This is a genomic window from Exiguobacterium sp. s102 (assembly GCF_018618635.1).
GTDB lineage: Bacteria > Bacillota > Bacilli > Exiguobacteriales > Exiguobacteriaceae > Exiguobacterium_A > Exiguobacterium_A oxidotolerans.
Window position 1 is genome coordinate 706197 of record NZ_JACSML010000002.1, and the last position, 24406, is coordinate 730602.

Annotated in this window: 29 protein-coding genes and 1 pseudogene; 16 read left to right on the plus strand and 14 right to left on the minus strand. The window is 48.9% G+C overall.

The window, feature by feature from the left end:
- Positions 1–10 precede the first annotated feature (10 nt).
- Genes KNQ02_RS08730 through KNQ02_RS08740 form a run of 3 tightly spaced genes read left to right on the plus strand, consistent with a single transcriptional unit; the run spans position 11 to position 2357 of the window.
- Positions 11–676, plus strand: coding sequence for a GntR family transcriptional regulator (locus KNQ02_RS08730; protein ID WP_214808318.1), 666 nt, complete (start codon positions 11–13; stop codon positions 674–676).
- 2 nt (positions 677–678) lie between these two features.
- The gene (locus KNQ02_RS08735; RefSeq protein ID WP_214808030.1) at positions 679–1593 is read left to right on the plus strand and encodes a DMT family transporter; all 915 of its coding nucleotides are present in this window, start codon (positions 679–681) and stop codon (positions 1591–1593) included.
- Between the two features lie 53 nt (positions 1594–1646).
- Positions 1647–2357 (plus strand): DUF554 domain-containing protein, encoded by a 711-nt coding sequence (locus tag KNQ02_RS08740; protein WP_088836990.1) that lies wholly within the window; start codon positions 1647–1649, stop codon positions 2355–2357.
- Positions 2358–2417: 60 nt separating this feature from the next.
- Here KNQ02_RS08740 and KNQ02_RS08745 read toward each other — a convergent pair whose 3' ends face one another.
- From KNQ02_RS08745 to KNQ02_RS08755, 3 genes are all read right to left on the minus strand, one after another.
- A complete protein-coding gene (locus tag KNQ02_RS08745; protein WP_214808031.1) occupies positions 2418–2918 on the minus strand; it encodes an NUDIX hydrolase in 501 nt (166 codons plus the stop codon).
- Positions 2919–2920: 2 nt separating this feature from the next.
- Complete coding sequence (locus tag KNQ02_RS08750; protein WP_251135045.1) at positions 2921–3682, minus strand: arylamine N-acetyltransferase family protein; 762 nt, start codon at positions 3680–3682, stop codon at positions 2921–2923.
- A gap of 132 nt (positions 3683–3814) precedes the next feature.
- Complete coding sequence (locus KNQ02_RS08755; RefSeq protein WP_088836992.1) at positions 3815–4324, minus strand: MepB family protein; 510 nt, start codon at positions 4322–4324, stop codon at positions 3815–3817.
- Positions 4325–4429: 105 nt separating this feature from the next.
- Between KNQ02_RS08755 and KNQ02_RS15720 the strand changes: the two genes are divergently transcribed.
- Positions 4430–4558, plus strand: a complete 129-nt coding sequence (locus KNQ02_RS15720; protein ID WP_256441643.1) for a hypothetical protein — start codon at positions 4430–4432, stop codon at positions 4556–4558.
- Positions 4559–4587: 29 nt separating this feature from the next.
- Positions 4588–4890, plus strand: a pseudogene (locus KNQ02_RS08760) (NUDIX domain-containing protein); the annotation flags it as partial.
- Between the two features lie 142 nt (positions 4891–5032).
- On the opposite strand, the gene KNQ02_RS08765 reads toward KNQ02_RS08760, so the two are convergent.
- From KNQ02_RS08765 to KNQ02_RS08775, 3 genes are all read right to left on the minus strand, one after another.
- Positions 5033–5437 carry an NUDIX hydrolase gene (locus KNQ02_RS08765; RefSeq protein WP_214808033.1) on the minus strand — a complete coding sequence of 135 codons (405 nt, stop codon included), beginning with the start codon at positions 5435–5437 and terminating at the stop codon, positions 5033–5035.
- 54 nt (positions 5438–5491) lie between these two features.
- Entirely contained in the window at positions 5492–6037 is a 546-nt protein-coding gene (locus KNQ02_RS08770; protein WP_214808035.1) for an HAD-IIIA family hydrolase, read from the minus strand.
- A gap of 241 nt (positions 6038–6278) precedes the next feature.
- Positions 6279–7061, minus strand: a complete 783-nt coding sequence (locus KNQ02_RS08775; protein ID WP_251135046.1) for a phospholipase D-like domain-containing protein — start codon at positions 7059–7061, stop codon at positions 6279–6281.
- Positions 7062–7162: 101 nt separating this feature from the next.
- On the opposite strand from KNQ02_RS08775, the gene KNQ02_RS08780 reads away from it, so the two are divergent.
- Positions 7163–7750: a GNAT family N-acetyltransferase gene (locus tag KNQ02_RS08780; protein ID WP_214808037.1), complete on the plus strand. Its 588-nt coding sequence runs from the start codon at positions 7163–7165 to the stop codon at positions 7748–7750.
- Positions 7747–8226 carry a GNAT family N-acetyltransferase gene (locus tag KNQ02_RS08785; RefSeq protein WP_088836997.1) on the plus strand — a complete coding sequence of 160 codons (480 nt, stop codon included), beginning with the start codon at positions 7747–7749 and terminating at the stop codon, positions 8224–8226. The genes KNQ02_RS08780 and KNQ02_RS08785 overlap by 4 nt, the downstream gene beginning before the upstream one ends.
- A 59-nt stretch (positions 8227–8285) precedes the next feature.
- Here KNQ02_RS08785 and KNQ02_RS08790 read toward each other — a convergent pair whose 3' ends face one another.
- On the minus strand, positions 8286–9338 hold the full coding sequence (locus tag KNQ02_RS08790; RefSeq protein WP_088836998.1) for a C45 family autoproteolytic acyltransferase/hydrolase: 1053 nt from the start codon (positions 9336–9338) through the stop codon (positions 8286–8288).
- Positions 9339–9503: 165 nt separating this feature from the next.
- Between KNQ02_RS08790 and KNQ02_RS08795 the strand changes: the two genes are divergently transcribed.
- Positions 9504–11210 (plus strand): methyl-accepting chemotaxis protein, encoded by a 1707-nt coding sequence (locus KNQ02_RS08795; RefSeq protein ID WP_214808039.1) that lies wholly within the window; start codon positions 9504–9506, stop codon positions 11208–11210.
- 87 nt (positions 11211–11297) lie between these two features.
- On the opposite strand, the gene KNQ02_RS08800 is transcribed toward KNQ02_RS08795, so the two are convergent.
- A complete protein-coding gene (locus tag KNQ02_RS08800) occupies positions 11298–11882 on the minus strand; it encodes a VanZ family protein (RefSeq protein ID WP_214808041.1) in 585 nt (194 codons plus the stop codon).
- 33 nt (positions 11883–11915) lie between these two features.
- On the minus strand, positions 11916–12095 hold the full coding sequence (locus tag KNQ02_RS08805) for a hypothetical protein (protein WP_214808043.1): 180 nt from the start codon (positions 12093–12095) through the stop codon (positions 11916–11918).
- A gap of 192 nt (positions 12096–12287) precedes the next feature.
- Between KNQ02_RS08805 and KNQ02_RS08810 the strand changes: the two genes are divergently transcribed.
- Positions 12288–12851, plus strand: a complete 564-nt coding sequence (locus KNQ02_RS08810; RefSeq protein WP_214808045.1) for a GNAT family N-acetyltransferase — start codon at positions 12288–12290, stop codon at positions 12849–12851.
- Positions 12852–13346: 495 nt separating this feature from the next.
- On the opposite strand, the gene KNQ02_RS08815 is transcribed toward KNQ02_RS08810, so the two are convergent.
- Entirely contained in the window at positions 13347–14609 is a 1263-nt protein-coding gene (locus KNQ02_RS08815) for an NAD(P)-binding domain-containing protein (protein ID WP_214808048.1), read from the minus strand.
- A gap of 34 nt (positions 14610–14643) precedes the next feature.
- Positions 14644–15090 (minus strand): MarR family winged helix-turn-helix transcriptional regulator, encoded by a 447-nt coding sequence (locus tag KNQ02_RS08820; RefSeq protein ID WP_214808051.1) that lies wholly within the window; start codon positions 15088–15090, stop codon positions 14644–14646.
- A 555-nt stretch (positions 15091–15645) separates the two neighbouring features.
- Between KNQ02_RS08820 and arsC the strand changes: the two genes are divergently transcribed.
- From arsC to KNQ02_RS08855, 7 genes are all read left to right on the plus strand, one after another.
- Entirely contained in the window at positions 15646–16068 is a 423-nt protein-coding gene (arsC, locus tag KNQ02_RS08825; protein WP_214808054.1) for an arsenate reductase (thioredoxin), read from the plus strand.
- Between the two features lie 20 nt (positions 16069–16088).
- The gene (locus KNQ02_RS08830) at positions 16089–16403 is read left to right on the plus strand and encodes an ArsR/SmtB family transcription factor (protein WP_214808057.1); all 315 of its coding nucleotides are present in this window, start codon (positions 16089–16091) and stop codon (positions 16401–16403) included.
- Between the two features lie 104 nt (positions 16404–16507).
- Positions 16508–16867: an arsenite efflux transporter metallochaperone ArsD gene (gene arsD / locus KNQ02_RS08835; RefSeq protein ID WP_214808060.1), complete on the plus strand. Its 360-nt coding sequence runs from the start codon at positions 16508–16510 to the stop codon at positions 16865–16867.
- Positions 16868–16880: 13 nt separating this feature from the next.
- The gene (gene arsA, locus KNQ02_RS08840; RefSeq protein WP_214808063.1) at positions 16881–18638 is read left to right on the plus strand and encodes an arsenical pump-driving ATPase; all 1758 of its coding nucleotides are present in this window, start codon (positions 16881–16883) and stop codon (positions 18636–18638) included.
- Positions 18639–18643: 5 nt separating this feature from the next.
- The gene (locus KNQ02_RS08845) at positions 18644–18922 is read left to right on the plus strand and encodes a hypothetical protein (RefSeq protein ID WP_214808066.1); all 279 of its coding nucleotides are present in this window, start codon (positions 18644–18646) and stop codon (positions 18920–18922) included.
- A gap of 31 nt (positions 18923–18953) precedes the next feature.
- Complete coding sequence (locus tag KNQ02_RS08850; RefSeq protein ID WP_214808069.1) at positions 18954–20258, plus strand: arsenic transporter; 1305 nt, start codon at positions 18954–18956, stop codon at positions 20256–20258.
- A 12-nt stretch (positions 20259–20270) separates the two neighbouring features.
- The gene (locus KNQ02_RS08855) at positions 20271–21935 is read left to right on the plus strand and encodes an FAD-dependent oxidoreductase (RefSeq protein ID WP_214808071.1); all 1665 of its coding nucleotides are present in this window, start codon (positions 20271–20273) and stop codon (positions 21933–21935) included.
- Positions 21936–22026: 91 nt separating this feature from the next.
- Here KNQ02_RS08855 and KNQ02_RS15725 read toward each other — a convergent pair whose 3' ends face one another.
- The 3 genes from KNQ02_RS15725 to KNQ02_RS08865 form a co-directional block, all read right to left on the minus strand.
- Positions 22027–22152 carry a hypothetical protein gene (locus KNQ02_RS15725; protein WP_256441644.1) on the minus strand — a complete coding sequence of 42 codons (126 nt, stop codon included), beginning with the start codon at positions 22150–22152 and terminating at the stop codon, positions 22027–22029.
- A gap of 219 nt (positions 22153–22371) precedes the next feature.
- Positions 22372–23019, minus strand: coding sequence for a DUF4352 domain-containing protein (locus tag KNQ02_RS08860; protein WP_214808074.1), 648 nt, complete (start codon positions 23017–23019; stop codon positions 22372–22374).
- Positions 23020–23030: 11 nt separating this feature from the next.
- The gene (locus KNQ02_RS08865; protein WP_088837005.1) at positions 23031–24389 is read right to left on the minus strand and encodes an alkaline phosphatase; all 1359 of its coding nucleotides are present in this window, start codon (positions 24387–24389) and stop codon (positions 23031–23033) included.
- Positions 24390–24406 lie beyond the last annotated feature (17 nt).

A 24406-nucleotide genomic window follows, 5' to 3' on the forward strand; every position in this document is an offset into this window, starting at 1 on the left:
TATTAGTTTTATGGATAACTCAAAAAAGGCTCTTAAAATCAAGCGGACTTCCTTGAGTCAGGAAGTGTATCAGCACTTGCAGCAACAAATCATCATCTTGGATCTGGCGCCGGGTGAAAAATTGAACGATTTGGAACTGGCGGAACAATTCGGTGTCAGCCGGACGCCGGTCCGGGAAGCACTGAAAAAACTGGAAGAGGAGGGACTCGTCGTCTTTAAACCCGGTTCACGGACGAACGTGACGGCACTGGATGTGGTGCAGGCACGCGAGACGTTTCCGATCGTCGCGACGCTCCATGGACTCGCGAGTCAACTGGCGTTTCCGCACATTACGCCGGAGACGTTAGAGACGTTACGCAAGCTGAATAGCGAATTTCGGACGGCGATCGGTCAGGAGGATGCCCTCGAGGCGATGCAATGTGATGATGCGTTTCATCATGTCTTCTTACAGGCAAGTCAGAATCAGCAACTGACTGAAACGTTGAGTCGCTTGACGCCGCTCGTCCGCCGGCTGGAGTTCGCCCAGTTCAGCCGGATCGGCAGTTCGTCGGCAGATGACCACGATGCGATCATTCAAGCGTGCGAACAGCGGGATGTCGATTTACTCGTCCGGTTGACGAGGCAGAACTGGAATGGGCTCGGTCGCCATATCATCGCAGCACTGAAGGAGGAGTGAAAATGCGTCCGCTCGTACTCGGTACCTTGGCGGCATTGTTTTTTGCCGTCACCTTCATCCTGAACCAATCGATGCAAGGAAGTGGGGGGCACTGGATCTACAGTGCGGCACTCCGGTTTTATTTTATGCTGCCGTTGTTGTTTATAATCGTCGCTTTTCGCCGGCGGGTCGGACACGTCTTCCGGGCGCTCCGTGAAGACCCGAAATTTTGGCTCATCTACGGGACGATTGGCTTCGGCATTTTTTACAGCGGGATTTGTTTTGCTGCCGATTATGCGCCCGGTTGGTTGATCGCCGGGACGTGGCAACTGACAATCCTTGCTGGTCCTTTGCTTGCGCCGTTGTTTCACCAGAAGATTCCCTGGACGGCGTTACGGTTTTCCCTTGTCATCGTCGCCGGCGTCATCGTCATGCAACTTGCCGTCGCGGAGAACGTCAGCCTGTCATCGATGCTGTACGGTGTCGTCCCGGTCCTGATTGCAGCGGTCGCCTATCCGCTCGGGAACCGGAAGATGCTCATGCGTTACGGCGACCAACTCGACGTGTTCGACCGGATTCTCGGGATGACGCTTGCGAGTCTTCCGTTTTGGTTCATCTTGACGGCATTCGCATACCGTTCGAGTGGCTTCCCTTCGATGGCACAAGTATCACAGTCGGCACTCGTCGCAATCTTTTCCGGCGTCGTCGCGACGTCCTTGTTCTTTTACGCGACATCGCTCGTCCATCGTGATCCCGTCCGGCTCGCGACAATCGAGGCGACACAATCGTTCGAAATTTTGTTCACCGTCCTCGGAGAAGCCGTCTTTTTACACGCGGCATTTCCGTCAGGTCTCGGACTGCTCGGTATCATCCTCGTCATGCTTGGGATGACACTCCACAGTTTTCGGCAAGCCAGTCCAACCGTCATCTCGGATTGACTTTATTTCAACTACCTTAATTTAAAAATAACTTAGCAAACGAGGGAACAAGGATGGTACTTACAGGAACACTTGTCAACACAGGACTGATCATCGTCGGGACGTTACTCGGTCTCCTGTTTCACAGAATTCCCGAGCGGACGAAAGAAACGGTCGTCCAGGCAATCGGTCTCGCCGTCGTCGTGCTCGGTGTCCAAATGGGGTTGAAAAGTGAGAACTTTTTAATCGTCATCGGCAGTCTCGTCATCGGTGGGGCGCTTGGCGAATGGTTGCGGATCGATGAAAAGCTCAACCGGCTCGGCGAGTGGCTTGAACTGAGAATCGGCCGGGGTCGTCCGTCAAACATCGCTGAAGGATTCGTCACGGCGACGCTGATCTTCGTCATCGGCGCGATGGGTGTGCTCGGGGCGCTTGACGGCGGATTGCGTCAGGATCACGACGTATTATATACGAAAGGACTGATTGACGGCTTTACGGCGCTCGTCCTCAGTTCGACGCTCGGCATCGGCGTCATCTTCTCCGCCATTCCCGTACTTCTGTATCAAGGGGCGATTGCGCTCGGTGCCGTCGCGATTACACAATTCATTCCCGATGCGATCCTGCAACAGTTCATCGTCGAGATGACGGCGACCGGCGGGGTGATGATTTTGGCGATCGGGTTGAATCTTGCCGGCATCACAAAAATCCGGGTCGCCAATCTCCTGCCCGGTATCGTGATGGTGGCCGTGATCGTGACGGGGCTTCAACTGTTCGGGTTCAATTAAAAAACTGCGTCCTTCATTCCGTTGACAACGATTGTCTCCGGGATGAAGGACGCAGTTTTTTTAGTATGTGAGGTGCAACGCGTCCGCAGGTAAGACGGTCGTCGAATAATCGAGTAACTGATGCTGCTTATAGGTGAATGTGTGTTGACGCGGTGGACCGCTTAAGATGTTCGGTAAATAGTGTTTTAAGTTACTGATGATCCCGATATTGTCCGGATTAAGAATCCAGTTTAGCGATTTCCAGTCGAGAATCCCTTCGCGCGTCGCGCGCGGTGTCGCAAGCGTTTGACCATCCGGTAAGTCGGCGAGGTAGAGGTAGATGCCGACGGTCTGTTCGGCGCGTAGGACAGCGGTACCGGCGAACTGGACTTGTGACAGCATGATTCCCGTCTCTTCGAACGTCTCCCGGATGACAGCGGCAGACGGAGTTTCACCAGGCTCGATTTTACCGCCGACACCGTTCCACATTCCCATCGCCGGCTGCTTTTGCCGGTTGAGCAAGAGGAACTGATCGCCTTGACGGACCAGACAAAGCGTATACGGGTAGGGTACGTCCTGCACGATCAGAACAGCTCCTTTTTCCAACTCGCATACTGTTCGTCTGACGGGACGGGTTGGATCGTTTTCTTTCCATCCGCCCAAGTCGTCAAGGCTTGTTCCGTCAAAATCCGGTGCCCGGTTTCCGTCCGGACGGCAAGTAAACTCCGTTTATTGAACGGGGAGGCGGCATGTTGCTGGATGATTTGTTCGATCGCTGCGAGCTGATCCGGCAAAAGCGTCTGTTGGGTATAAAAATGGTAGCCGATGATGAACGCGCCGTCGAGACCCGTCCGCTGCATTTCAAGCTGGTACCCGGCACCGTTCGGGGCAATCCGGAAGCTGCCGCTTGGTGAAAGGACGGTCTCACCTGTCAATGGAACAGGGCGTAAGGCGAGATTGATTCCGAACCCACTGTCGACGAGGTACGTCGCGCCTGCATGCTGGAGGAGAATCGCGACATGGGTCGGACCGGTCGCCGACCAGACTTCGTGTTCATTGTCATAGACGGTCGCTTTGATGAGCGCGACATCAAATCCTTGAATCCGCAAGATTTCATAGAGCAGGTGATTTAAATCATAACAGACACCGCCGGCTTGATTGGTGACGAACGTCTGCTCAAGGCGTGCTTCGTTAAAAGGTAACGTCCGTTTCGAGAGGACGGCCTGATTATCAAATGGCAGGTGGTAGGCGAATGCTTCTAATAGAGATGGTAAATCGTCAAACGTAATCGGCCGGTCAAGTGGAAACTGTATCCGGGATGCGATTGTTTTCATGAGAGATGACAATTGAATTCCTCCTTTTTCAATCTCCTTAGTATGGCACAAAATGTCTGAAATTTAATTAAACAGTCTGGATAGTACCGAATCAATTGATTTTTTAAAATGAAATGAATCGATGAAAAAAGGGTTTTCGGGAAATTAAAGCGAATAACGTTCAACTAGTTCCTCATTTAACGAATCACTAGCATCGCACATATCGATAAAGTATGGTGCCTGCCATTTTTGAGTTGCGATGGCTTGTTTACTTGTTGGTGTATCCCAACTTGGATAAACACGCATCGCCATCTTTCCTTTTGTTGCATTAGATGAAAGAACATTTTGTTGAAGAAGTACTTCTTTCGGAAAGATGAATTGTCCGAATGCTGTCTCATTTTTAAAAGTCGTGATGACTAATAAATCAGGGGCTTCGTCATATCGATAGGGCTGATTCTTATTGTTGTCGTCTTTTTCCCAAAAGACCACAAACTGCCCTAGTTTTGTAGGCGTTACATGTCCTATCCGAAAACGAACGGTTTTGGAAAATATTTTAAAAGTCCCAGCACCATAGTTCGCATTTTGTGGTTCTTCTTGAACCCTCTCTAATGGTAAACGATTGGGTTCATAAATGATTTTATTTACATAATTCAGTACTTCGAAAAAATCATGCACGTTTCAGTTCACCTCTCAACGGATTTAAATGGTCTATAGTTAGTATAAAGCTGTATATCACGAATTCTATTTGAAATAACATTACATGTATAAAGGAGATCATCAATGAGACAGTCTAAAACGAATATTGAAAAAGAGATTCCGATTTTCGGACTGAAGCAGGAAGGGATGCATTATCAAAACAAGGCGAGCGTATATGCTGTTGTCGTTGATAAGGAACAACAAAATACCTAAGCGTTCGGACTAATTCACAACATTTCTTCCTTCCCGGAGGTGGGAGAGAAGTCGGTGAAACACCGGAGCAAGCACTTCACAGAGAACTGTTAGAAGAGACGGGTTATACGATTCGTATCGAAGCACCGATAGGAGGGGCCAAACAGTATTTGATAGCACGAAACGGACAAGCAATCCTCAACGATGCGTTTTTTTACACAGTGACGTTACTCGAGTTGACACTAGCGGCAGTCGAAATGGATCATCTTCCGACGTGGCTTAGTCTTCAAGATACGGATAAGTTATTTCATGCGCATCAGAGATGGGCGGTCAGGGAAGCCGTCGATTATTAAAATCATCGAATTAAAAGCAAATGCTGGTACCGTAAACAAAGTACATCCATCTGGCCAAATGATTTGGGGCGATGGATGCTCTAATTCGGAGCACTTCATTGTCTATATGCTGTCTTCTCGGAACGGTGAAGTGAAGGGGGCCTCAAAAAGCGACATAAAAGGGTTGTTCCGCTTCGTTTAATATTTTAAGAATCCGTTTACTGAAATTTGACCAGGTCACCATGTCTAGAACTTCTTCTAAACTGAAAAAGCCGACTTCCAGACTTTCGCTGCTCGTTTGCGGTGTCCCACCGACTGCTTTTGCCAGCCAACAGGTCGCGCAAACATGTTGGCTTATGTTTTGATAGATGCCACAAAAGTGAGTCACCTCAATATCGATTCCGGATTCTTCTTTCACTTCACGGATGATTCCGTCCTCGATGGTTTCTCCTAGTTCAATGACCCCACCTGGAAATTCCCAGCCTCGCTCTGGTCCTTTAATGAGCAGAATTTTTCCGTGTTCATCAAGAACGACGGCACCTGCTGAGAGTGAATGTTTTGGCATCATCTAATCTCCATCTTTATTTAAATATAAGACTTGTAAACGGCACTATATCTTGTCTCATGCTCTGTCTGTTAAATAATACTGGCTGTACAACCAGCTGATGGCATCTTTTAAGTCACTTGCAATGTAGTCAATACGGATGTTATTTGATTCGTCACGATGGTCGCGTAACGACATTTCCCCCGCACCTGTTCGTACTAAAATTTTAATACAACCTGCTTTTGAAGCCGCCAGCATGTCCGTCCAACGATCCCCGATGACGACACAATTTTCTAGAGTTAAATTATGAGCTTTTTGCGCCTTCGATAACATGCCGATATCAGGCTTCCGGCACGTGCAACCTTCTTGAGGATTGTGTGGACATATGTATACCTCATCAAAACCAAATCCAGTCAATTCCTGTTGAAAGTCTTCGATTGTTGCTAACCCTTTAGAAATACCGGGCTGATTTGTGAATGAAAATAATGGAATCCGGTCTTTTTTTAATCGATTGATTGCCAAAGCCGTATACGGAAACAGTTCAAATTCTCCTGGGTAGTGAATGGTGGTACCCCCGCCGATGGTACCATCACGATCCAAAAAGACAGCTTCTATATTTTTCATCGTTTATATCTCCTGTCATGAATTTAGTCAGTACGTCACTCCATGCCATTAAACATGCTCATTTTTATAACAAATGAATCCGTTTAGAAGAAAAATGAACTCATTAAACATAGTCAAATACGCTAAACATACTCAAAATCACTCAAAATGAGTATGTTTAGCAAGAAATGAATTAGTTCAAGATCTGCCGTCCATCTGTTTAGTTATTCCATTACATGCTGGTTGTTACTTTTTTTTAACATCATAAGATCGGCGACAACAGACGCGAGATACTTTCCTTAAAACGGATCATCCGCGGACGGGCAGCGTATTTTTCCCGAGTTAGCAAGGCACTGTCGGCGACGTCCGATAAAAAGAGCAGTTCCAGTTCTTCGCCGACCGCCGCATACGTCGCCCAGTAGACGAACGGGTGATCCGGCTGGTTCGGAATCATGATCTTCAGGGAGACACCGGACGCTAAGGTGATTCGGCAGGCATCCATGAAACTGGCGTCCGGAATAAAGTAGGGTGACTGAATATAGATTGATTTTTCCGCCGTATGAATCATTTGGATCAACATGTTTTTCAAGTATTCCGTCTCTGACGTTGGACCGGACGTCACGATTTGAGCCGGGACACGGTCTGTCGAATCCGCTAGCGGTGGAATCGGTGCCGTTGACCAATCGGTTCGCTCACGGCTCGCGGCATCCCAGTCCTGTTCAAAATGAAACTCGAGTGCTTCGACGACGGGGCCGAGGACCCGCAGATGTGTATCACGCCAGTAACCGAACTGTTCGTCTTCCCCGAGGTACTCGGAGCCGACGTTAAAACCGCCGATATACCCGATTTGCCGATCAATCGTACAAAGTTTCCGATGATTGCGGTTGTTGATCCGCAGGTTGAAGATGCCGAACGGCGAAGCGAAAAACGACCGGACTTCACCGCTGTCTTGGTTAAAGGCAGCAAAGTCCTTCGCTTTGAGTTTCCAGGAGCCGATCGCATCATAGAGAACGCGCTGACGACGAAACCAAAACAGGTCATTCACAAAAATCTGTCCCACTCATCACAGCAACAGATTCTCAAGCAGGTATTTTAACGTTTAACGTCTAAAGTATAGCTTTAGACATACATAAGGAGTGAAACGACATGTTTACCCATCAAATCACAGAACGACTCGGATTAAAATTGATTGAACGGCAAGATGCCGACGCCCTGTTCGCCTTAGTCGACGCCAACCGGGACCACTTACGGGAGTGGCTCGGCTGGGTCGACGGGGCGACGGGAGCTGAAGTCTACCGTGAGGAAGTGATTCCGATCTGGCTGAAGCAATATGCGGACGGGGACGGTTTCGCCTGCGGGATTTATTATGACGGAGCACTGGTCGGAACGGTCGCCCTGCACGAAATCAATCAAACGTTACGCCAGACATCAATCGGCTATTACGTAACGGGAGCCGGGCGCGGAAAAAACTTGATGATTGAAGTCGTTCGCTTCGTCACAGCATACTGCTTCACGACACTCGGCTTGAATCGAGTCGTCATTGAATGTGCGGCCGGCAATACACGGAGTCAACGGATTCCCGAGCGGCTCGGGTTCGTCAAAGAAGGGACGTTACGGTCGGCAGAACGTCTTTACGGAGATTTCCATGATGTCATCGTCTACGCGATGCTCGCCGATGACTGGCAATCGAACATGATACAGGTCGAACAAACGGAAGTAGGGGACAACCGATGACGAAAATCCGCTTTGAACCGATGACGGAAACGACGTATCAGACGTATTTACCGACGGCAATTGAAGAGTACGCCGCGGAAAAGGTGAAAGCCGGAACGTGGGTGGAAGCGGAAGCCATCGACCGGTCGACGGAAGAGTTTCGTCAACTCTTACCGGACGGACGCGCGTCAAAAGACAATTATCTTTTCTCGCTAGTCGATGAGGCGACGACTGAGGCGGTCGGCATGATGTGGTTTCATGTCGTGGAAAAAAAACAGGGACGGACGGCATTCATCTATGATTTTTCGGTTGATGCACATCACCAAGGAAAAGGCTACGGGCGACAGGCGATGGTGGCGCTTGAACAGGTCGCACGGCGGATGAACATCAAAATCATCGGACTTCATGTCTTTGCCCACAATACGCGGGCGATCAAGCTGTATGAATCGTCAGGGTACGCGCCGACGGATCTCCATATGGAAAAACGGTTGGATTAAATGAAAGCACGAAAGCAACTGTACCAGCTGCTTTCGTGCTTTTTGTTAGTTGAATTCGTTCAGCGCCACGTCTGTAACGTGTTCGCGAACTGGATGTCGGTCTCAAGTTCTCCTTCGATGCGTTTCAGAGCAAAGTCGTTCCCGGCCAACCAGTCCCGGAAATCGAACTCGACCGGCTCCTGGTCACCACCGAGCGCGAACCAGACCTTTAAGTCCTCCGGAAAGTATGCCGAGGTATGAATCGTTCCGGCCCAGTGGGAGTAGAGCTCGGAAAAGACCCCTTTATCGGTATCGTTGAGCAGACGGAAGGCAGACTCCGCATCTTGAATCAAGTGCTGGTGCGACTTCATTTCCATCATCCGTCGTTTCGAGTCATCGAGATGGAACCGGTTTTCGTGTTGCAGTAAATCAAAATGGTTCGTACAGAGATTCGTCTCCCGGACTTCGATGTCGCGTGCCGTCGCTTCGATGACGAACGAGCGGGCCGACTTATCGTGGACGACGTAGGTGAAAGAACCGCGGTGCGGCAATTCCTTGACGAGCGAAATCGCGTCTTCGACCGATGTACATGTCTCAAGGATGATCCGGCCAATCATGAAACTGACGAAACCGTCTCCGGGGCGTCGCCGGTTGATGAAGTTGTAGCCCATCGCCAGTCCGTGTTCGTTCATCCCGTCCATCCGTCCGGTCACGCGGGACGCGGGTCCGATAATGGCAGACCCGCCGTCCGTCGGTTGGAAAACGGAAAACCGTCCGTCGTAGGTCATTGGATGATAATCATAATTGCGGACTAAAAAATTATCGCCCGTCATGATCGAACAGCCGCTTTTCGGACCTTCGACGCGGTAATGACCAAAGTGAAGCAATGTGTCTTCAAGCGACAGTTCAAGTTCATCCTGGAGTCCGAGGATTTCATCCCACATGTGCGGGACATACCGTAAGAACATTTCTTTTGTTTCGCCCGGGTCGACCTGAAAGCGTGGAACCCGAATCTTCCAGTTGTCTTCCCGGTTATGGAGTAATTCATTTTGTTTGACGTACCGTCCTTGTTCACGGCCGAACTCGTAGTGGGTGCCGCGAAACTGGGTGATTTCATTAGCGACCTGTTGCATGACGACTCATCCTTTCTGCTTCTCGTACTGCCGATTATACCGAACGACTCAACAAAAGTCGTAGCCGACGCATTGGCGGTAACACATCATGGATTGGAAAAATTCCGTAAAAAGAGTTAAATATCGCTTCATTTTACCGATATAGAAAAGGGAGGGGGAAGATGAATGAAAAATTTGACGGTACGAAGAAAGATTCAAATGTTGGTTGCGACGGCAATCGTCGCGATGGTCCTGATTACGAGTGCAAGCATCTACTTTTTAAGTCAGATGGCCAATGCATCTGAAGCGATGTACGAAGAAAACTTAATCCCGGTTCAAGAAGTCGGACAGATTCGGATTGATACCCGGGCGCTCGATTCGTTCCTCGCCGAGATGATGTTGACGAAAGATCCGGCACGACTCGAAGAACTGGAGGGACAAATCGATCAACGCCAAGCACAGATCCGGACATCGATTACTAAATTTGAGCGGACGGCGAACATTGGTGCCCGTGAAAGAAAACAACTCGTGGAATTGAATGATCTTGTCATCGCCTACGACAATGGACTCAGTACGATTCAAAGTTTAGCGATCGAAGGCAATAAAGAAGAAGCCTATCAAACATACTCTACTGGCCTCGAACAAGTTCGTGATCAAGTCGCCGATACGGCAGCAAGCTTGATGAAATCGATGACGAATCAAGCGAAGTCGATCAACGAACAAAATCAGGCAGAGAAACAGACAGCCTTTTACTTAATGGCGGCAATTTTCATCGGATCGTTGCTTCTGTTTGCGATTTTAGCGCTCTACATCATTCGCTTAATCACGCGACCGATCCGTTCACTCCAAGGCTGGATGGAACAGTCGGGTGATGGTGATTTGACGGTACGTGGTGATTACAATTCAAAAGATGAACTTGGACAATTGACGGCATCGTTCAATACGATGACGGAACAGTTGCATCATGTCATCGTCGAGATGACGGGAACGTCGAACCACGTCGCGAAAGCATCGGACGAACTGAGTGCGAACGCGGAAGCGACGACGAAAGCAACGGAACTCGTCGCCGTGACAATGGAAGAAATCGCGAGCGGATCGACACAACAACTAGGTCAAGTCTCGGGCGCGTCACGAACGGTCGAGGAATTGACGTCCGGCATCCGCCAAGTCGCGCGGAATGCGCAACAGATGTCTGACGTGACCGGCGACGCGATGGGGAAAGTCGAGCAAGGCAGTCAAGTCGTCGACAAACTCGGCCGACAAATGGAACAAATCAATACGGACGTCACGGAACTTGGACACGTCATCGTCGGACTCGGCGGTCGCTCAAAAGAAATCGGGCAGATTACGGCGTCGATCACGGGCATCGCCGCGCAAACGAATTTACTTGCCTTAAATGCAGCGATTGAAGCGGCACGTGCCGGGGAGCAAGGGCGCGGATTCGCCGTCGTCGCAGCAGAAGTCAAGGCGCTCGCCGAACAATCGGCGGTTGCGGCGAAGCAAATCGAAGGATTGATTCAAGTCATTCAGCGGGAGACGGAACATTCCGTCGTCTCGATGGAGAAGGTATCAGGCGAGATGACGAGCGGGATTCACGTCGTCGCAGCAGCGAGTGATTCGTTCAAGGAAATCGAGCGCTCGATCGTCGACGTGACCGATCAAGTCGAAGAAGTATCCGGTGCCGTTCAGGAGATGGCAGCGGGCAGCGAACAGATTGCGGCCGTCATGCGGGAAATCCAGGGCGTCACGGAAAGTGCTGCTGCCGGAACGGAGAATATTTCAGCGTCGACGGAAGAGCAGATGGCATCGATGCAGGAAATCTCATCGGCCTCGCAGTCGCTTGCGACGATGGCAGAGAATTTAAAAGGGCTAGCGGACCGGTTTCAGGTTTGAATCGATTTCGGATCGTGAAAGATAAGATCATACAAAAACGACGGATGCGACGCTATTACAGCGAAAGGCATCCGTCGTTTTTATTGGTTACGAAATTTTAGTTTTATCCGTTTGCTTCGGGATCTGGTTTGGCTTCGTCAGAATGAATCGGACAGCCATGTAAGCGACGAACATACCAAGCAGTCCACCGAGTGTATTCAGCAATAAATCATCGATGTTGAAGGTACGGCGGAACAGCAGACCGGCATAACTGAAGACGAATTGCAACGTTTCAATCACAAAACTCACAAGGAAAAGGAGCAGCAATCCTGTTGTGAACCGTATTTTGAAAAGGACAACAAGATAGACGCCGAGCGGCAGGAACAAAAGGAAGTTATAAGCAGTCAACTTTACTGAATTCCAAAAGAACCAATGGCCTTGCTGCCCTGCAAGCATCCAATCGTTAATAAAGTGGAAAGGGCGCAACTGAATTTCGATTGATCCCGCTTGCGGAGGTAAATAAACGAAACCAATTGTCAAGTGGACGACGACAATCGCGTACACGAGAAAGCTGGACATGATACTTCGTTTGCCTAAGTGATTAAATGCCTGTCTTCTGAAATCAAATCCGGCATACATCAATAATCCGAGTAGTCCGAGCAGGGTGAAAACGGGAAATGAGATGGATGGCATATGATGCTCCTTTACATAGATAAATTGTCGCCCTTAAGGTTGGACGCGTTTCGCTTTTTTTTGTTTCCATAACATGAATGCGATGATTCCTGTCGTGATAAGATAAAACACACCATAGAATTGCTGCATCCAATAAGGCAAATCAAACAGATGGATGACGCGAAATCCAGCTACAAGCATGAGGCATAAGATGAATGCTAGTTTTGTATTCAAACACATCTACCTCCTAGACTATTGAATTTGTGAAATGGGAATAAAAGACCAAAAATAGGATAACACAACAAAAACCCATTCGTCTTTCATTATTAGGAATTAACATTGTTTTTGTGGAAAAAGCAGGGATTTTGAATGGGAGTGCCGTAATATGCTTTTAAGGACAGTAAATGAAAAATCGGAGGAATGAATATGACTTTTCCCGTTTTACAAACGGAGCGATTACAGCTCGTCGAAGTAACACCCGACCATGCGGAAGCATTATTTGAAATCTTATCGGACGAGGCAGTGACGCGCTTTTACGGGATGGATCCACTACAAGAAAAAAGTGATGCATTGAACATCATTAAATCATTTAAACAAACGTTTGACGGTCATCAAGGCATCCGTTGGGGGATTGTCATCCGCGACAGCAGAACGTTCATCGGGACACTCGGTTTGAATCACTTGAATCTTTACGGAAAAAAAGCAGAAATCGGATTTGAACTTGACTTTGCACACTGGCGGCGCGGCTATTCTTCAGAAGCCGTTCAAGCTGTTCTTACCTATGCTTTTAAGACACTTGGTTTGTACCGAATAGGTGCTGTAACATTCTTAGAAAATGACGCTTCAATTCAATTGTTAAAGGGGCTCGGATTTGAAGAGGAGGGTATCTTGCGTGGGTATTTGTTTCAAGGCGGGACATCGCATAACGGGCGGCTGTTCTCCTTGCTGCGTCCTGATCACGAGTCTTCATACCGTGAGGATAGATTATAGTCCATCTATCTAAATGTAGTGCATCTAACCTTTTGACACTCCCCTCACTAATCGTCAAGAAAATATCATGTTAATGTTAGTAGAATGATTCGTGAATAGAGGTGCTTAAACATGTTTCGCAATCGAAAGAGCAGTAATGAAGTCATGCTCTACACACTCGGTGTATGTCTGCTTATACTGATTTTTTTGACTCTTGCAACGCAACCTGTTCTTATCACGCAGACAGGACAATTAACGTATGACAAAACGATTTGGCCGGTACGGGAAGAGATTATGATGTTCATCTTCTTTTACTTGTTCGCATTTTTCGGATACGTCTTCCTTGTCTACGTATTTCATAAAAAAAACAGACATTGAAGTCTTCCGCATCACGTGCTGTAACAACTGAAAAGAATAAAGGGGGAAGTGGTCATGAAAACCACTTCCCCCCTTTGTTTTAAAAGAATTGACAGTTGTCCAGATAGAAATCGGTAACTGTATTGTGTGTTTTTGCTGTCAACAACAAGATGGCGATATGTCTGGTAAAGAAACTTTACAGACACCTGTTTCTGGCAATTTCAATTGAATGTTTTTTGCATTTAGTACATCTCCTGTTAAATGTGCAATGATCGACCGGACTTGTTCGTAACCCGTCATTAAAAGGAAGGTAGGCGCGCGTCCATAACTCTTTGATCCAATGATATAAAAGTTCTTCTCCGGCTGTCTTAACTCGGCTTCTCCGTGTGGACGTACGGTTCCACAACTATGCAGGTTTGGATCAATTAATGGAGCAAGCAGTCGTGGGCTTTCGGTAATAGAGTCCACGTCCATACGAATTTCGCGAAGGAATGAAAAATCCGGACGGCTACCGGTTAAGACAATCACCTCCTGTACAGTCAGCTGTCGATTATCAGCACTAATCAATGAAATGCCCTCATTTGTCGGCGCGGTTTCCGCGACTTTAAAGCTGGTATGAACAGTGACGAGACCGGACTCGACAAGCGTACGTGCCATTGATCCAAGTTGACCACGTTCGGCCAATTGATCATTCTCTTCTCCACCAAACGCTTTGACTACGTCTGTTTTACGGATAATCCAGTGGATGTCCGTCTCAGGATAGTCTTTTTTTAATGCCACCGCACCCATTAATGCCGTCAGAGCGGAATGTCCGCTCCCGATAATCGCAAGACGTTGATTGGCATATCGATCAGTTTCTTGTCGGAAGTTCGGAATCGTATGCATGACGCGTTCGATGAGCGAATCGTGCGGATGTCCCGCACTGTACATGGAATTGGGTTGTCCCCATACACCTGTCGCATCCAAAATAGCAGCGGCTAAAAAACGGCGGCGGCCCATCGGTGTTTGAACGATGATTTCAAATGGCGACTGCTCCCGATCTGCTGTCGTCATTTTATCGATGCCTTGACGCGAAATCGAGACGACCTGATGCTGCAGATACAAATTTGACGCAATGGTCGGCAACGTTGCGAGTGGACGCAAATAGTACTCCAGTAAATCATGGCCAGTCGGAAAAACATCAGCTGCTGGGCGATTCCACCCGTTTTCGTTTAATTGTGCAGCAGCTACAGGATCGATGTTGTATTCCCAATTTGAAAACATTTTCACATGCGACCATTTCTTAATATGCGTACCAATATGAGCACCTGCCTCCATAATAGAAAAGGGAAGACCTTTTTGAGAAAGATGTGCGGCGGCAACGAGTCCGATTGGACCTGCACCAATAATGAAAATAGGGTGAGTAAAAGATTGATTTGACATTTAAAACACTCCTTTTACTTGTATTTTGCAAACTTTAAGATGACGTTTTACAGCAGGAATCGCTGTTGAGCATGGCTTCGTTCAACAAGGTGATAGATTGTAAGACCGCTGTTTTCTCAAACGGCGTCATCTGTTTAAAGATATCTTCAAGATGAGCGTTCACTTCAGTATCGATTCCGTCAGTCACCTGTTGACCAAGTGGAGTTAAATGGATTAACTGAATCCGGCGGTCCTCGGAAGAGGGGGATTTTAAAACAAGCTCTCGTTTGATCAGCGTCTGGATTTGCCGACTAAATGTTGTGATATCCATACCTAACAAGTCGGCAAGTTCCTGCATTGCCGATCCGGGACGCTTTGAGATTTCAAAGAGGATATGACTTTGGACGAGCGAGACCTCCTGATCTAGAACAGAACAACAGGTTTTATTCAACAGTCCAAAACGACGTGTAAACGTCTGAAAAACTTCACGGGGTTCTTGCATGAACAACTTCTCCTTTGTCTTATGATTGATTACCTTAGTTATAATAAATTAACTTGCAATTTGCAAGTATTTCTTCAAACTAATAAATAGTAACACATGAAGAAAATCCTATAATGATTATTTGAAAAATGAAGACAGATGATCGACGACAACTTTGCAACATATATCTGCAAGGAGCGGAAAAAGGGAATGCTACTTTTGAAACGGATATTGATAAATGAAAGTAGGGGCGGAAGATGAAAAAGCAGACGTGTTCGTGATTGAGGAAACGACGGTCGTAGCGGGCCGGATTAAAATGAAATTCGTTTTTGAAAGATTCTTCGAGAGGGTGGAGGGAGTTGCGGTCTATGTCTTTCCTATAGACATAGTCAATGGACCGTGCAACAACGAACGGAATTCACGATGGACGGAAGACGCTAAAAATTACGACGCACGGCGGCGGATAGCGGGATGCATTAATATTGGCGCGTGGAAGCCGAAATATTGGTTAATTCTATTGAATAACATATATGTTATATAATACAATCGTTATATAGATAACAAAGGGGGCTAATCATGACAAAACCATTGATTTATTTTCTCTGTACAGGAAATTCGTGCCGAAGCCAAATCGCAGAAGGATTTGGGAAACACTATTTGCCGGGCTGGGACGTCTATTCAGCCGGAATTGAAAAACATGGCTTAAACCCAAAAGCTGTCCGGGCGATGCAGGAGCAGGGGATTGATATTTCCAAGCAAACATCTGATTTGATTGATCCGGATCTTTTGAAGTGGGCGACGATCGTTGTCACCTTGTGTGGGGATGCACGTGATAACTGTCCTGTCATTCCTCGACATGTCCGTCAAGAACATTGGGGATTTGATGATCCTGCACGTGCAACAGGAACGGAAGCTGAGCAATGGTCTGTCTTCCAACGTGTACGTGATCAAATCGGAGAACGGATTCAACGATTCGCTAATAAAGAGGCAAGTAACTAAAAGCGAAAGGAGGAACAGATATGATTGAGACAACGAACCATGTTGACGAAATGAGTCAGTTCTTAAAACTGCTCAGCGATGGCACACGTCTTGAAATCTTACGACGATTATACGTCCGGGAACATTGTGTTTGTGATTTTGTCGAGATGTTTGATATCTCACAACCCGCCGTCAGCCGTCACTTGAAATTATTACGCCAGTCGCAAATTATCTTGGAGCGGCGTGAACGGCAATGGATCCATTTCCGAATCAATCCGGACCATCCGCATCATGACTTGCTATTAACGATCTTGGACGCGATGGAACAGCCGACAATCCCGGAAAAAAGCTGCTGAGAGGATTTGTTGGCAATGAGGGGGCAGTTTCCCTTGTATTTCATATAACAATAAGGTTATGTTATATATAACAAATTGGTTATGTAAAAAGGAGCTGAATGAAGATGAAGAAAATTGAGATTTACGATCCAGCGATGTGTTGTCCGACCGGTTTATGTGGACCTTCGATTGATCCGGAGCTGACCCGGATGGCGACGGTCGTTCATGTTTTGAAACAGCATGGTTATCCGATCGAGCGCTTTAATTTGGTGAACGAGCCGGATGCATTCGTCGAAAATCAATTGATTAAGCAAGCGATCACGGACGGTGTCGACACTCTGCCGATCACTCTTGTCAATGGGTCGATTGTCCGGCGTCGCGGTTACTTGTCAAATGCGGAACTTGCGGAGCTGACCGGTGTAGAAGAAAAAAGTTTCGCGGTCGTTGATGGTCAAAAACCGAAAATTCGCCTGACTCTAAAGTAAGGACGTGACGAAGATGGAACCGTTAACCTTGAATGGACTAAAATTGACCCGTTACTTATTTTTGACCGGAAAAGGCGGTGTCGGTAAGACGTCGACGGCATCACTCCTCGCAATCAAACTGGCAGACAATGGAAAGCGTGTTTTGCTTGTCTCGACGGATCCGGCCAGTAATTTGCAAGACATCTTTAAGATGGACCTGACAGAAGAACCGACTGCGGTTCCCGGTGTCGAGCGCCTGTTCGTCGCAAACTTTGATCCGGAACAAGCAGCGGCGGACTACAAGGAAGCGGTCGTCGGACCGTATCGAGACATTTTGCCGGATGCGGCCGTCCGGTCGATGGAAGAACAATTGTCCGGTGCCTGTACCGTCGAAATTGCCGCCTTTGATCAATTTACTGGATTATTGGCAGCGCCGGACGCAAAACTGACCTACGATCACATCATTTTTGATACGGCACCGACAGGCAACACGTTACGCTTGCTCAGTCTGCCGAATGCCTGGAACGTCTATCTCGATGAGAACACGACCGGCACGTCTTGTCTCGGTCCGTTAGCAGGATTGACGGAGAAAAAGTCACAGTACGAACAAGCGACGGAGCTGTTGGCGAATCCAGCGGAGACGACTTTAATTTTGGTCGCCCGGGCGGAATCTTCGACATTGACGGAAGCAGCCCACGCTTATCAGGAACTGCACGCACTCGGGATTCAAAATGCCCGTTTGATCGTCAACGGCATGTTGCCTGAGACAACGAGTCAGGATACGTATTATCAAGCTTTCTGGCACCGTCAGCAGGCTGCGCTTTCGACGTTACCTGAAGTTTTTTTACGAGAAGTCCCGTTGTTCAGTTTGCCCTACGCCTCAACGAGTTTAATCGGCGTCGCGCAACTCCGCGATTGGTTGACAGAAACGGAACATCCGGAAATATTGATGGAACGCGAGCAACAAAACGTTCCGCCTCTGTCACATCTGGTTGATCAATTGGATGCAGCAGGACCGGGTGTCGTCATGACGATGGGGAAAGGCGGGGTCGGCAAGACGACGATGGCGTCGATGATTGCGATTGCTTTGACAGAACGGGGACACGATGTCGTTTTGACGACGACGGACCCGGCAGCGCACCTTGAACTGACGATTGAGACGAACGAAAACCCGCATCTTGAAATTAGCCGGATTGATCCGAAGGTTGAAATTGACCGTTATACGGCGCAAGTCTATGCGGCGGCGGGTGAACTGACGGAGGAAGCCCATGCTTTACTTGCAGAAGATTTAAAATCGCCGTGTACGGAAGAAATCGCCGTTTTCCGCGCCTTTGCCGATACCGTTGCCCGGGCAAACGACCGATACGTCGTCATGGATACAGCACCGACGGGACATACGTTACTGTTGCTTGACGCGACGGAAAGTTATCATCAGGAGATGGAACGAGCGACCGGAGATGTACCGGAGGCAGTCAAGACGCTATTACCGCAACTGCGTGACGCAAGCCGGACGCATGTCATCATCACGACACTCGCGGAAGCAACACCGGTCTTTGAAGCCGGACGCTTGCAGGAAGATTTACGTCGTGCCGGGATTGAGCCGATGGCTTGGATTGTCAATCAATCGTTTGCCGCGACAGCGACACGTGATCCGATTCTTGGTCACAAAGCGGAAGCAGAACGTCCTTGGTTGGAAGAAGTCGACCGATTGAGCCGGCAGATGACCGTCGTCGCCTGGCAGACCGAACCGGTTTCCGGATATCATCACCTACTCGCACTTTCGAAAGGATGAATTTTATGCAAATCACACCTGAAGCAGTCATGTACCTGAAAGAACAAGTGGAACACGAACAAGCACCCGGCATCCGTCTCTATCAAGCCGGACAAGGCTGTTGCGGACCAAGTTTCGGACTCGGATTCGGGGCCGGCGAAACCGGTGATCAAGTCAAAGACTTTGATGGATTGGCGCTGGCGATCGACGGAAATTTAGCGGATGTCAGTCATGACATCACGCTCGCACTGGAAGAGACGGACCAAGGTCCGCAAATCGTCCTCCTCGGTGCATCCAACTGTTAAACAGTAAATCGAAATTTAATACAGAAATGAAGTGAACGCATTGACCGGCACACATCTACTTGCGATCGGGATTTTCCTGGTCACGTTATTTTTAATCATCAAACAACCAAAGGGTCTCGGCATTGGCTACTCCGCCATGGGGATGGCATTGATTGCTTTACTGACCGGGGTCGTCAATCTGGACGATGTCGCGACTGTCTGGGGCATCATCTGGAACGCGACGTTTACCTTCATCGCTCTGATCATCATCTCATTGATTTTAGACGAGATCGGCTTCTTTGAATGGGCTGCCTTACATATGGCACGAATCGCCAAAGGCGGCGGATTGAAATTGTTCATCTACATGACGCTACTTGGGGCAGGGGTCGCTGCCTTGTTCGCAAATGACGGCGCCGCGTTGATTTTGACACCGATCGTCCTCGCGATGGTCCGGCACTTAAAGTTACCGGATTATGTCGTCCTCGCGTATGTCTTCGCGTCCGGCTTCATCGCCGATACGGCAAGTCTGCCGTTCGTCGTTTCGAACCTCGTCAACATCGTCTCGGCCGACTTCTTTGACATCGGCTTTACGGACTATGCGGCACGGATGGTGTTCGTCAACGTCTTTGCAGTTTCCGGGAGTTTACTCGTACTTTATCTTTACTTCCGTAAGAGTATTCCGAAGACTTATGACGTGACACAACTCGTCGCACCACGCGCGGCGATCAAAGATCAGCGAATGTTCAAATTATCATGGGTGGTCCTCGTGCTGCTTGTCGTCGGTTACTTCACGAGTGATCTCATCGGGATTCCCGTCAGTCTCGTTGCCGGCGTCATCGCCTTGTTCTTCTTACTGATGGCCCGCCGTTCACCAAGTGTCCCGACGAAACGAGTCATCGCCGGTGCACCATGGGCAATCGTCTTCTTCTCACTCGGGATGTACATCGTCGTTTACGGTCTGCAAAATGCCGGTCTGACGCAATTTTTAGCGGACATCATCGATGGGTTTGCGACAAATCTCGCCGCTGCGACGTTCGGGATGGGCTTCCTCGCTGCCATTTTGTCATCGATCATGAACAACATGCCGACCGTGATGATTGATGCACTCGCGATCGATCTCAGTCAGGCAACAGGATCGATCCGGGAGGCCTTGATTTATGCCAACGTCATCGGCTCCGACTTAGGTCCGAAAATCACGCCGATCGGGAGTCTTGCGACGTTACTTTGGTTACACGTCTTACGGACGAAAGGTGTTAAAATCGGGTGGGGACAATACGTTAAGATTGGAACGATTTTAACGGTTCCGACGCTTGCGATCACCTTACTTGGTCTTTACATCAGCTTGTTACTTTACTAAGGGGGATTATTCATGAAACTACTCATCATCGGTTCAGTTGCTGCCGGAACATCGGTCGGCGCGAAAGCCCGTCGGAACGACGAATCATTACAAATTACGATTTACGACCGCGATCAAGACATCTCGTACTCGGGTTGCGGCATCCCGTACTTCGTCGGTGGTGAGATCGAAGACATCGATACCTTGACACCACGGGACGCGGCATTCTTTAAAAAACGCTACAACATCGACGTCAAGACCCAACATGAAGTCGAATCAATCAATCATCAGACGAAGACGGCGACCATCTTAAATGGCGTAACGGGTGAACGCTTCGAGGATACGTACGATACGCTGGTCCTCGCGACAGGTGCCTCAAGCATCATTCCGCCATTTCCCGGTGTTGATGCACCAAACGTCTTTTCCGTCCGGAACGTCCAGAACGCCGGTGCGATCCGTACGTACATCGAGCAACACGATCCGAAGACGGTCACGATCGTCGGTGGTGGATTCATCGGACTTGAGATGGCGGAACAGTTGACGTATCGCGGCATTGCCGTCACGCTCGTCGAACGGCTGCCGCAAGTCATGCCGCCGCTTGATTTTGATATGGCATCGCGTGTCGGTGATCATCTTGAAAGTAAAGGGGTCCGGCTGTTGTTAAATGAATCCGTCACGGCATTGACGGGCGAAGGCGACGTTGAGCAAGTCGAACTCGCGAGCGGAAAATCAATTGCGACGGATTTCGTCATCCTCTCGGTCGGCGTCAAACCGAACACGGAACTGGCGACGCAAATCGGCGTCACACTCGGTCAGACGGGGGCGATTGCCGTCAATCCGCAAATGCAGACGAACGTGAAAGACGTCTATGCCGTCGGTGACGTCGCAGAGAGCTTTTCCGTCATTACGGGCGAAGCGATTTATCGGCCGCTCGGTTCTACAGCGAACAAGATGGGTCGGATTGCCGGGATGGTCATCACCGGGGAAGAGGCGGCACATCGCGGCATTCTCGGGACGGGGATTTTCAAGGCATTCGATTTGACGGTCGCCCAAACTGGCTTGACGGAAAAAGAAGCCCTTGCCGCCGGATTCGATATTGAGATTTTACACAACATTAAACCGGACCGTCCTGAGTATATGGGCGGAAAGGATATGGTCATCAAAGCGATTGCTGATCGAAAAACAGGACGGGTCCTCGGCGCACAGATCGTTGGACCGCAAGGCGTCGACAAACGGATTGATGTCCTCGCGACGGCAATCACGTTCAAGGCGAAAGCGGAAGACTTGTTCCACCTCGATCTTGCCTATGCCCCGCCGTTCTCGACGACAAAAGATCCCGTCCTCTACACGGGGATGGCACTTGATAATGCGATTAAGAAGACCGCCCGCTTAGTGACACCCGAAACATTGGTCGAGCAAACAGCGACGGAAGAATCGATTCAAATCATCGATACGCGGTCGAAAAAACAGTTCGAGAAGAATCATGTCGACGGCGCGGTTCATATCCCGCTCGGCGAACTGCGGACGCGGGCTGCGGAACTCGATCCATCCATCCCGACGGTCGTCTATTGTAATAAAGGCGTCACCGGCAATGCAGCGCAAAACGTGCTCAAAAATCTCGGGTTTACGGATGTCTGTAACTTGTCCGGTGGAAATACGAACTATCAGCACCTGAAGCATTGTTTTTCTAAGAAATAAGCGCAAAAATCGCATAAACAGGAACCACGCTCCGTCTGACGGAATGTGGTTCTTTCAGCGTGCAGATAAACTATTATGAAGCGTGAACATGCTATAACGAGAGGCAATCCGTTCGCGCTTCCTTGTCTCGCCTCGTCTTCAAAGCGGCAATCTTCCGCGCCGCTACAGCAAAGCTGCATGCCCGGCTTTCCGTCACGATATTCCCTAAAAACGTCACGTTTCGTTGACTCCTACGGGAAAAAGTGCGTTTTTAACGCACGTTCAGAGGCAGGCAAGACCCTGCTCGTTGTCCGTTAGGACGAAGGAGCAACGGCTTGCGCCTCGCCCGAGGAAAGCAACGAAAACAGACGCGCGATCTCCCGATAGCACTTTGTCTACAGTCTGCAAGAACCACGCTCCGCTAGTCGGAACGTGGTTCTTTGTCTTGTCTATTGATTTAATCGTGTAGCGTCACTGTGAAAGGTTGACCTTTTTTAATGACCTGCTGCTGCGCATCAAGGACGTCACTCGTCAAAAACTCGAGTTTTTCAACGGGACGTTCCGTGATGAAACCAAGGTTGCCGCTGCGCTGTTCCGATGGCTCATATGTCCCGGCCAATGCTTCGAGGTACAGGTCATCATCAATTGTTTTTTCTGTCGATTGATTGATTTTTACATGAGCAACCGGGTTGAACGTGACCGGTTGCTTGCTCGTATTCGTAACCGTGACGCGGGTCTTCACCATATCGAATGCTTCTTCATGGGTGAAGCCGTGAAAGAAATCAATCATCGCGTAACTCGGACGGGTCTGAATAACTTTTACTTCCTCGATCGTCATGTCAATCGGTCCAATCGAGTGAGTTTGTTTGACGGACTGGATCTGTTGTAACGTCAATTCACCTTTATCGTCACGAACCGTCTGATTCCGTTTCGTCAACATCCGGTCGTCCGGCAATTGCGGGTTCGGCACATAGACGTCCGCCTTTTCAAGTGCGACGGAGGTATGTGTGACGGGTGGTGCCGGCACGGCTTGTTGATCAGCTGAAGAATCACTACATCCGGCGAGGATGGTTCCAAGCGTGATCGAGAGCAGGAGTCGCTTCATGATGGACCTCCTTATTTATTCTTTTTCAAGAGATCAAAAATGATTTTGGCGTGATCCGTATTGTCGACTTGTCCGGCAAACCGGTCTTTAGCCGGTCCATAGGCATAGACGGGAACGTCTTCTCCCGTATGTCCGCCCGTCGTCCAACCCGTGTGCGACCGTTGATTGAAGATTTCTTCAATCGCGTTATCGACGTCTGTCACGTTCTTAGAGGCGGCAGCTCGTTCGACCGAAGTGAATTCCTCTTCCGTCAAAGCCAATTTTTGTTGATCGATGTACTTCGTCAAGGTCTTGCGGACATCGGCGCCGGAAACGATTTTTTCAGCCATGAAGTCGGGTGTTTTCTTTGCTGCTTTAATCGGCTCGGCGAACCAGTTATAAATCCCGTCTGCCCCGATTGAATAGCCACCCGTCGAATGATCGGCCGTCGCGACGACGAGCGTATGCTTGTCCTTTTTCGCGAAGGCGATTGCCGCTTTAAACGCCCGTTCGAAATCTTCCATTTCACTCATCGCGCTGACGATGTCATTATCATGTCCGGCCCAGTCGATTTGACTCCCTTCGACCATCAGGAAGAAGCCTTTTTTGTTCGTATCGAGTCGTTTAATCGCCGCATTCGTCATTTGCTCCAATGAGGGAACGCTATTTTCACGGTCGATCCGTTTTGCTAAACCGCCATCGGCAAACAGACCGAGGACTTGTTTGTTGCGGTCGGCATTTAATTCGTCAAGATCCGTCACGTATCCGTAACCGTCTTTTTTGAATGCTTTCGTCAAATCGACATCCGGACGGATGAAGTTGGATTTGCCGCCGCCGAGTAAAACATCAATCTTATGTTTCCCGTTAATCCGTTCCTTAAAGTAATCATCTGCGATCGCGTTCATGTTTTTCCGATTTTCGTCATGAGCGCCGAACGAAGCCGGTGTCGCATGGGTGATTTCTGACGTCGCGACGAGTCCCGTCGACTTACCGCGTTCTTTCGCCGCTTCAAGGACGGTCTTGACTTCAGACTTATCATTGTCGACGGCAATCGCTGCGTTGTACGTCTTGACGCCGGAAGACATTGCGGTTGCGGCAGAGGCAGAGTCGGTGATGTTTTGTGCCGGATCTTCCGGATAGGTCATTTGCTGACCGACGAGATACTGGTCGAAGGCAGTTTTTTCGGCGACGGTCGTCGTCGGATCATTTTTTAAGTAGCGGTGCGCCGACGTATAGGAAACACCCATCCCGTCACCGATTAAAAAGATGACGTTGCGGATTTCCGGCGTCTTCTTGTATTTGCTTTTGGCATCGGCATCCGGTGTCGATACCATCGTGCTGAGCGATAAGGTCGATAGGGCGAGAATCGGGATTAGTCGTTTCAGTTTCATGATAATTCCTCCTTGGT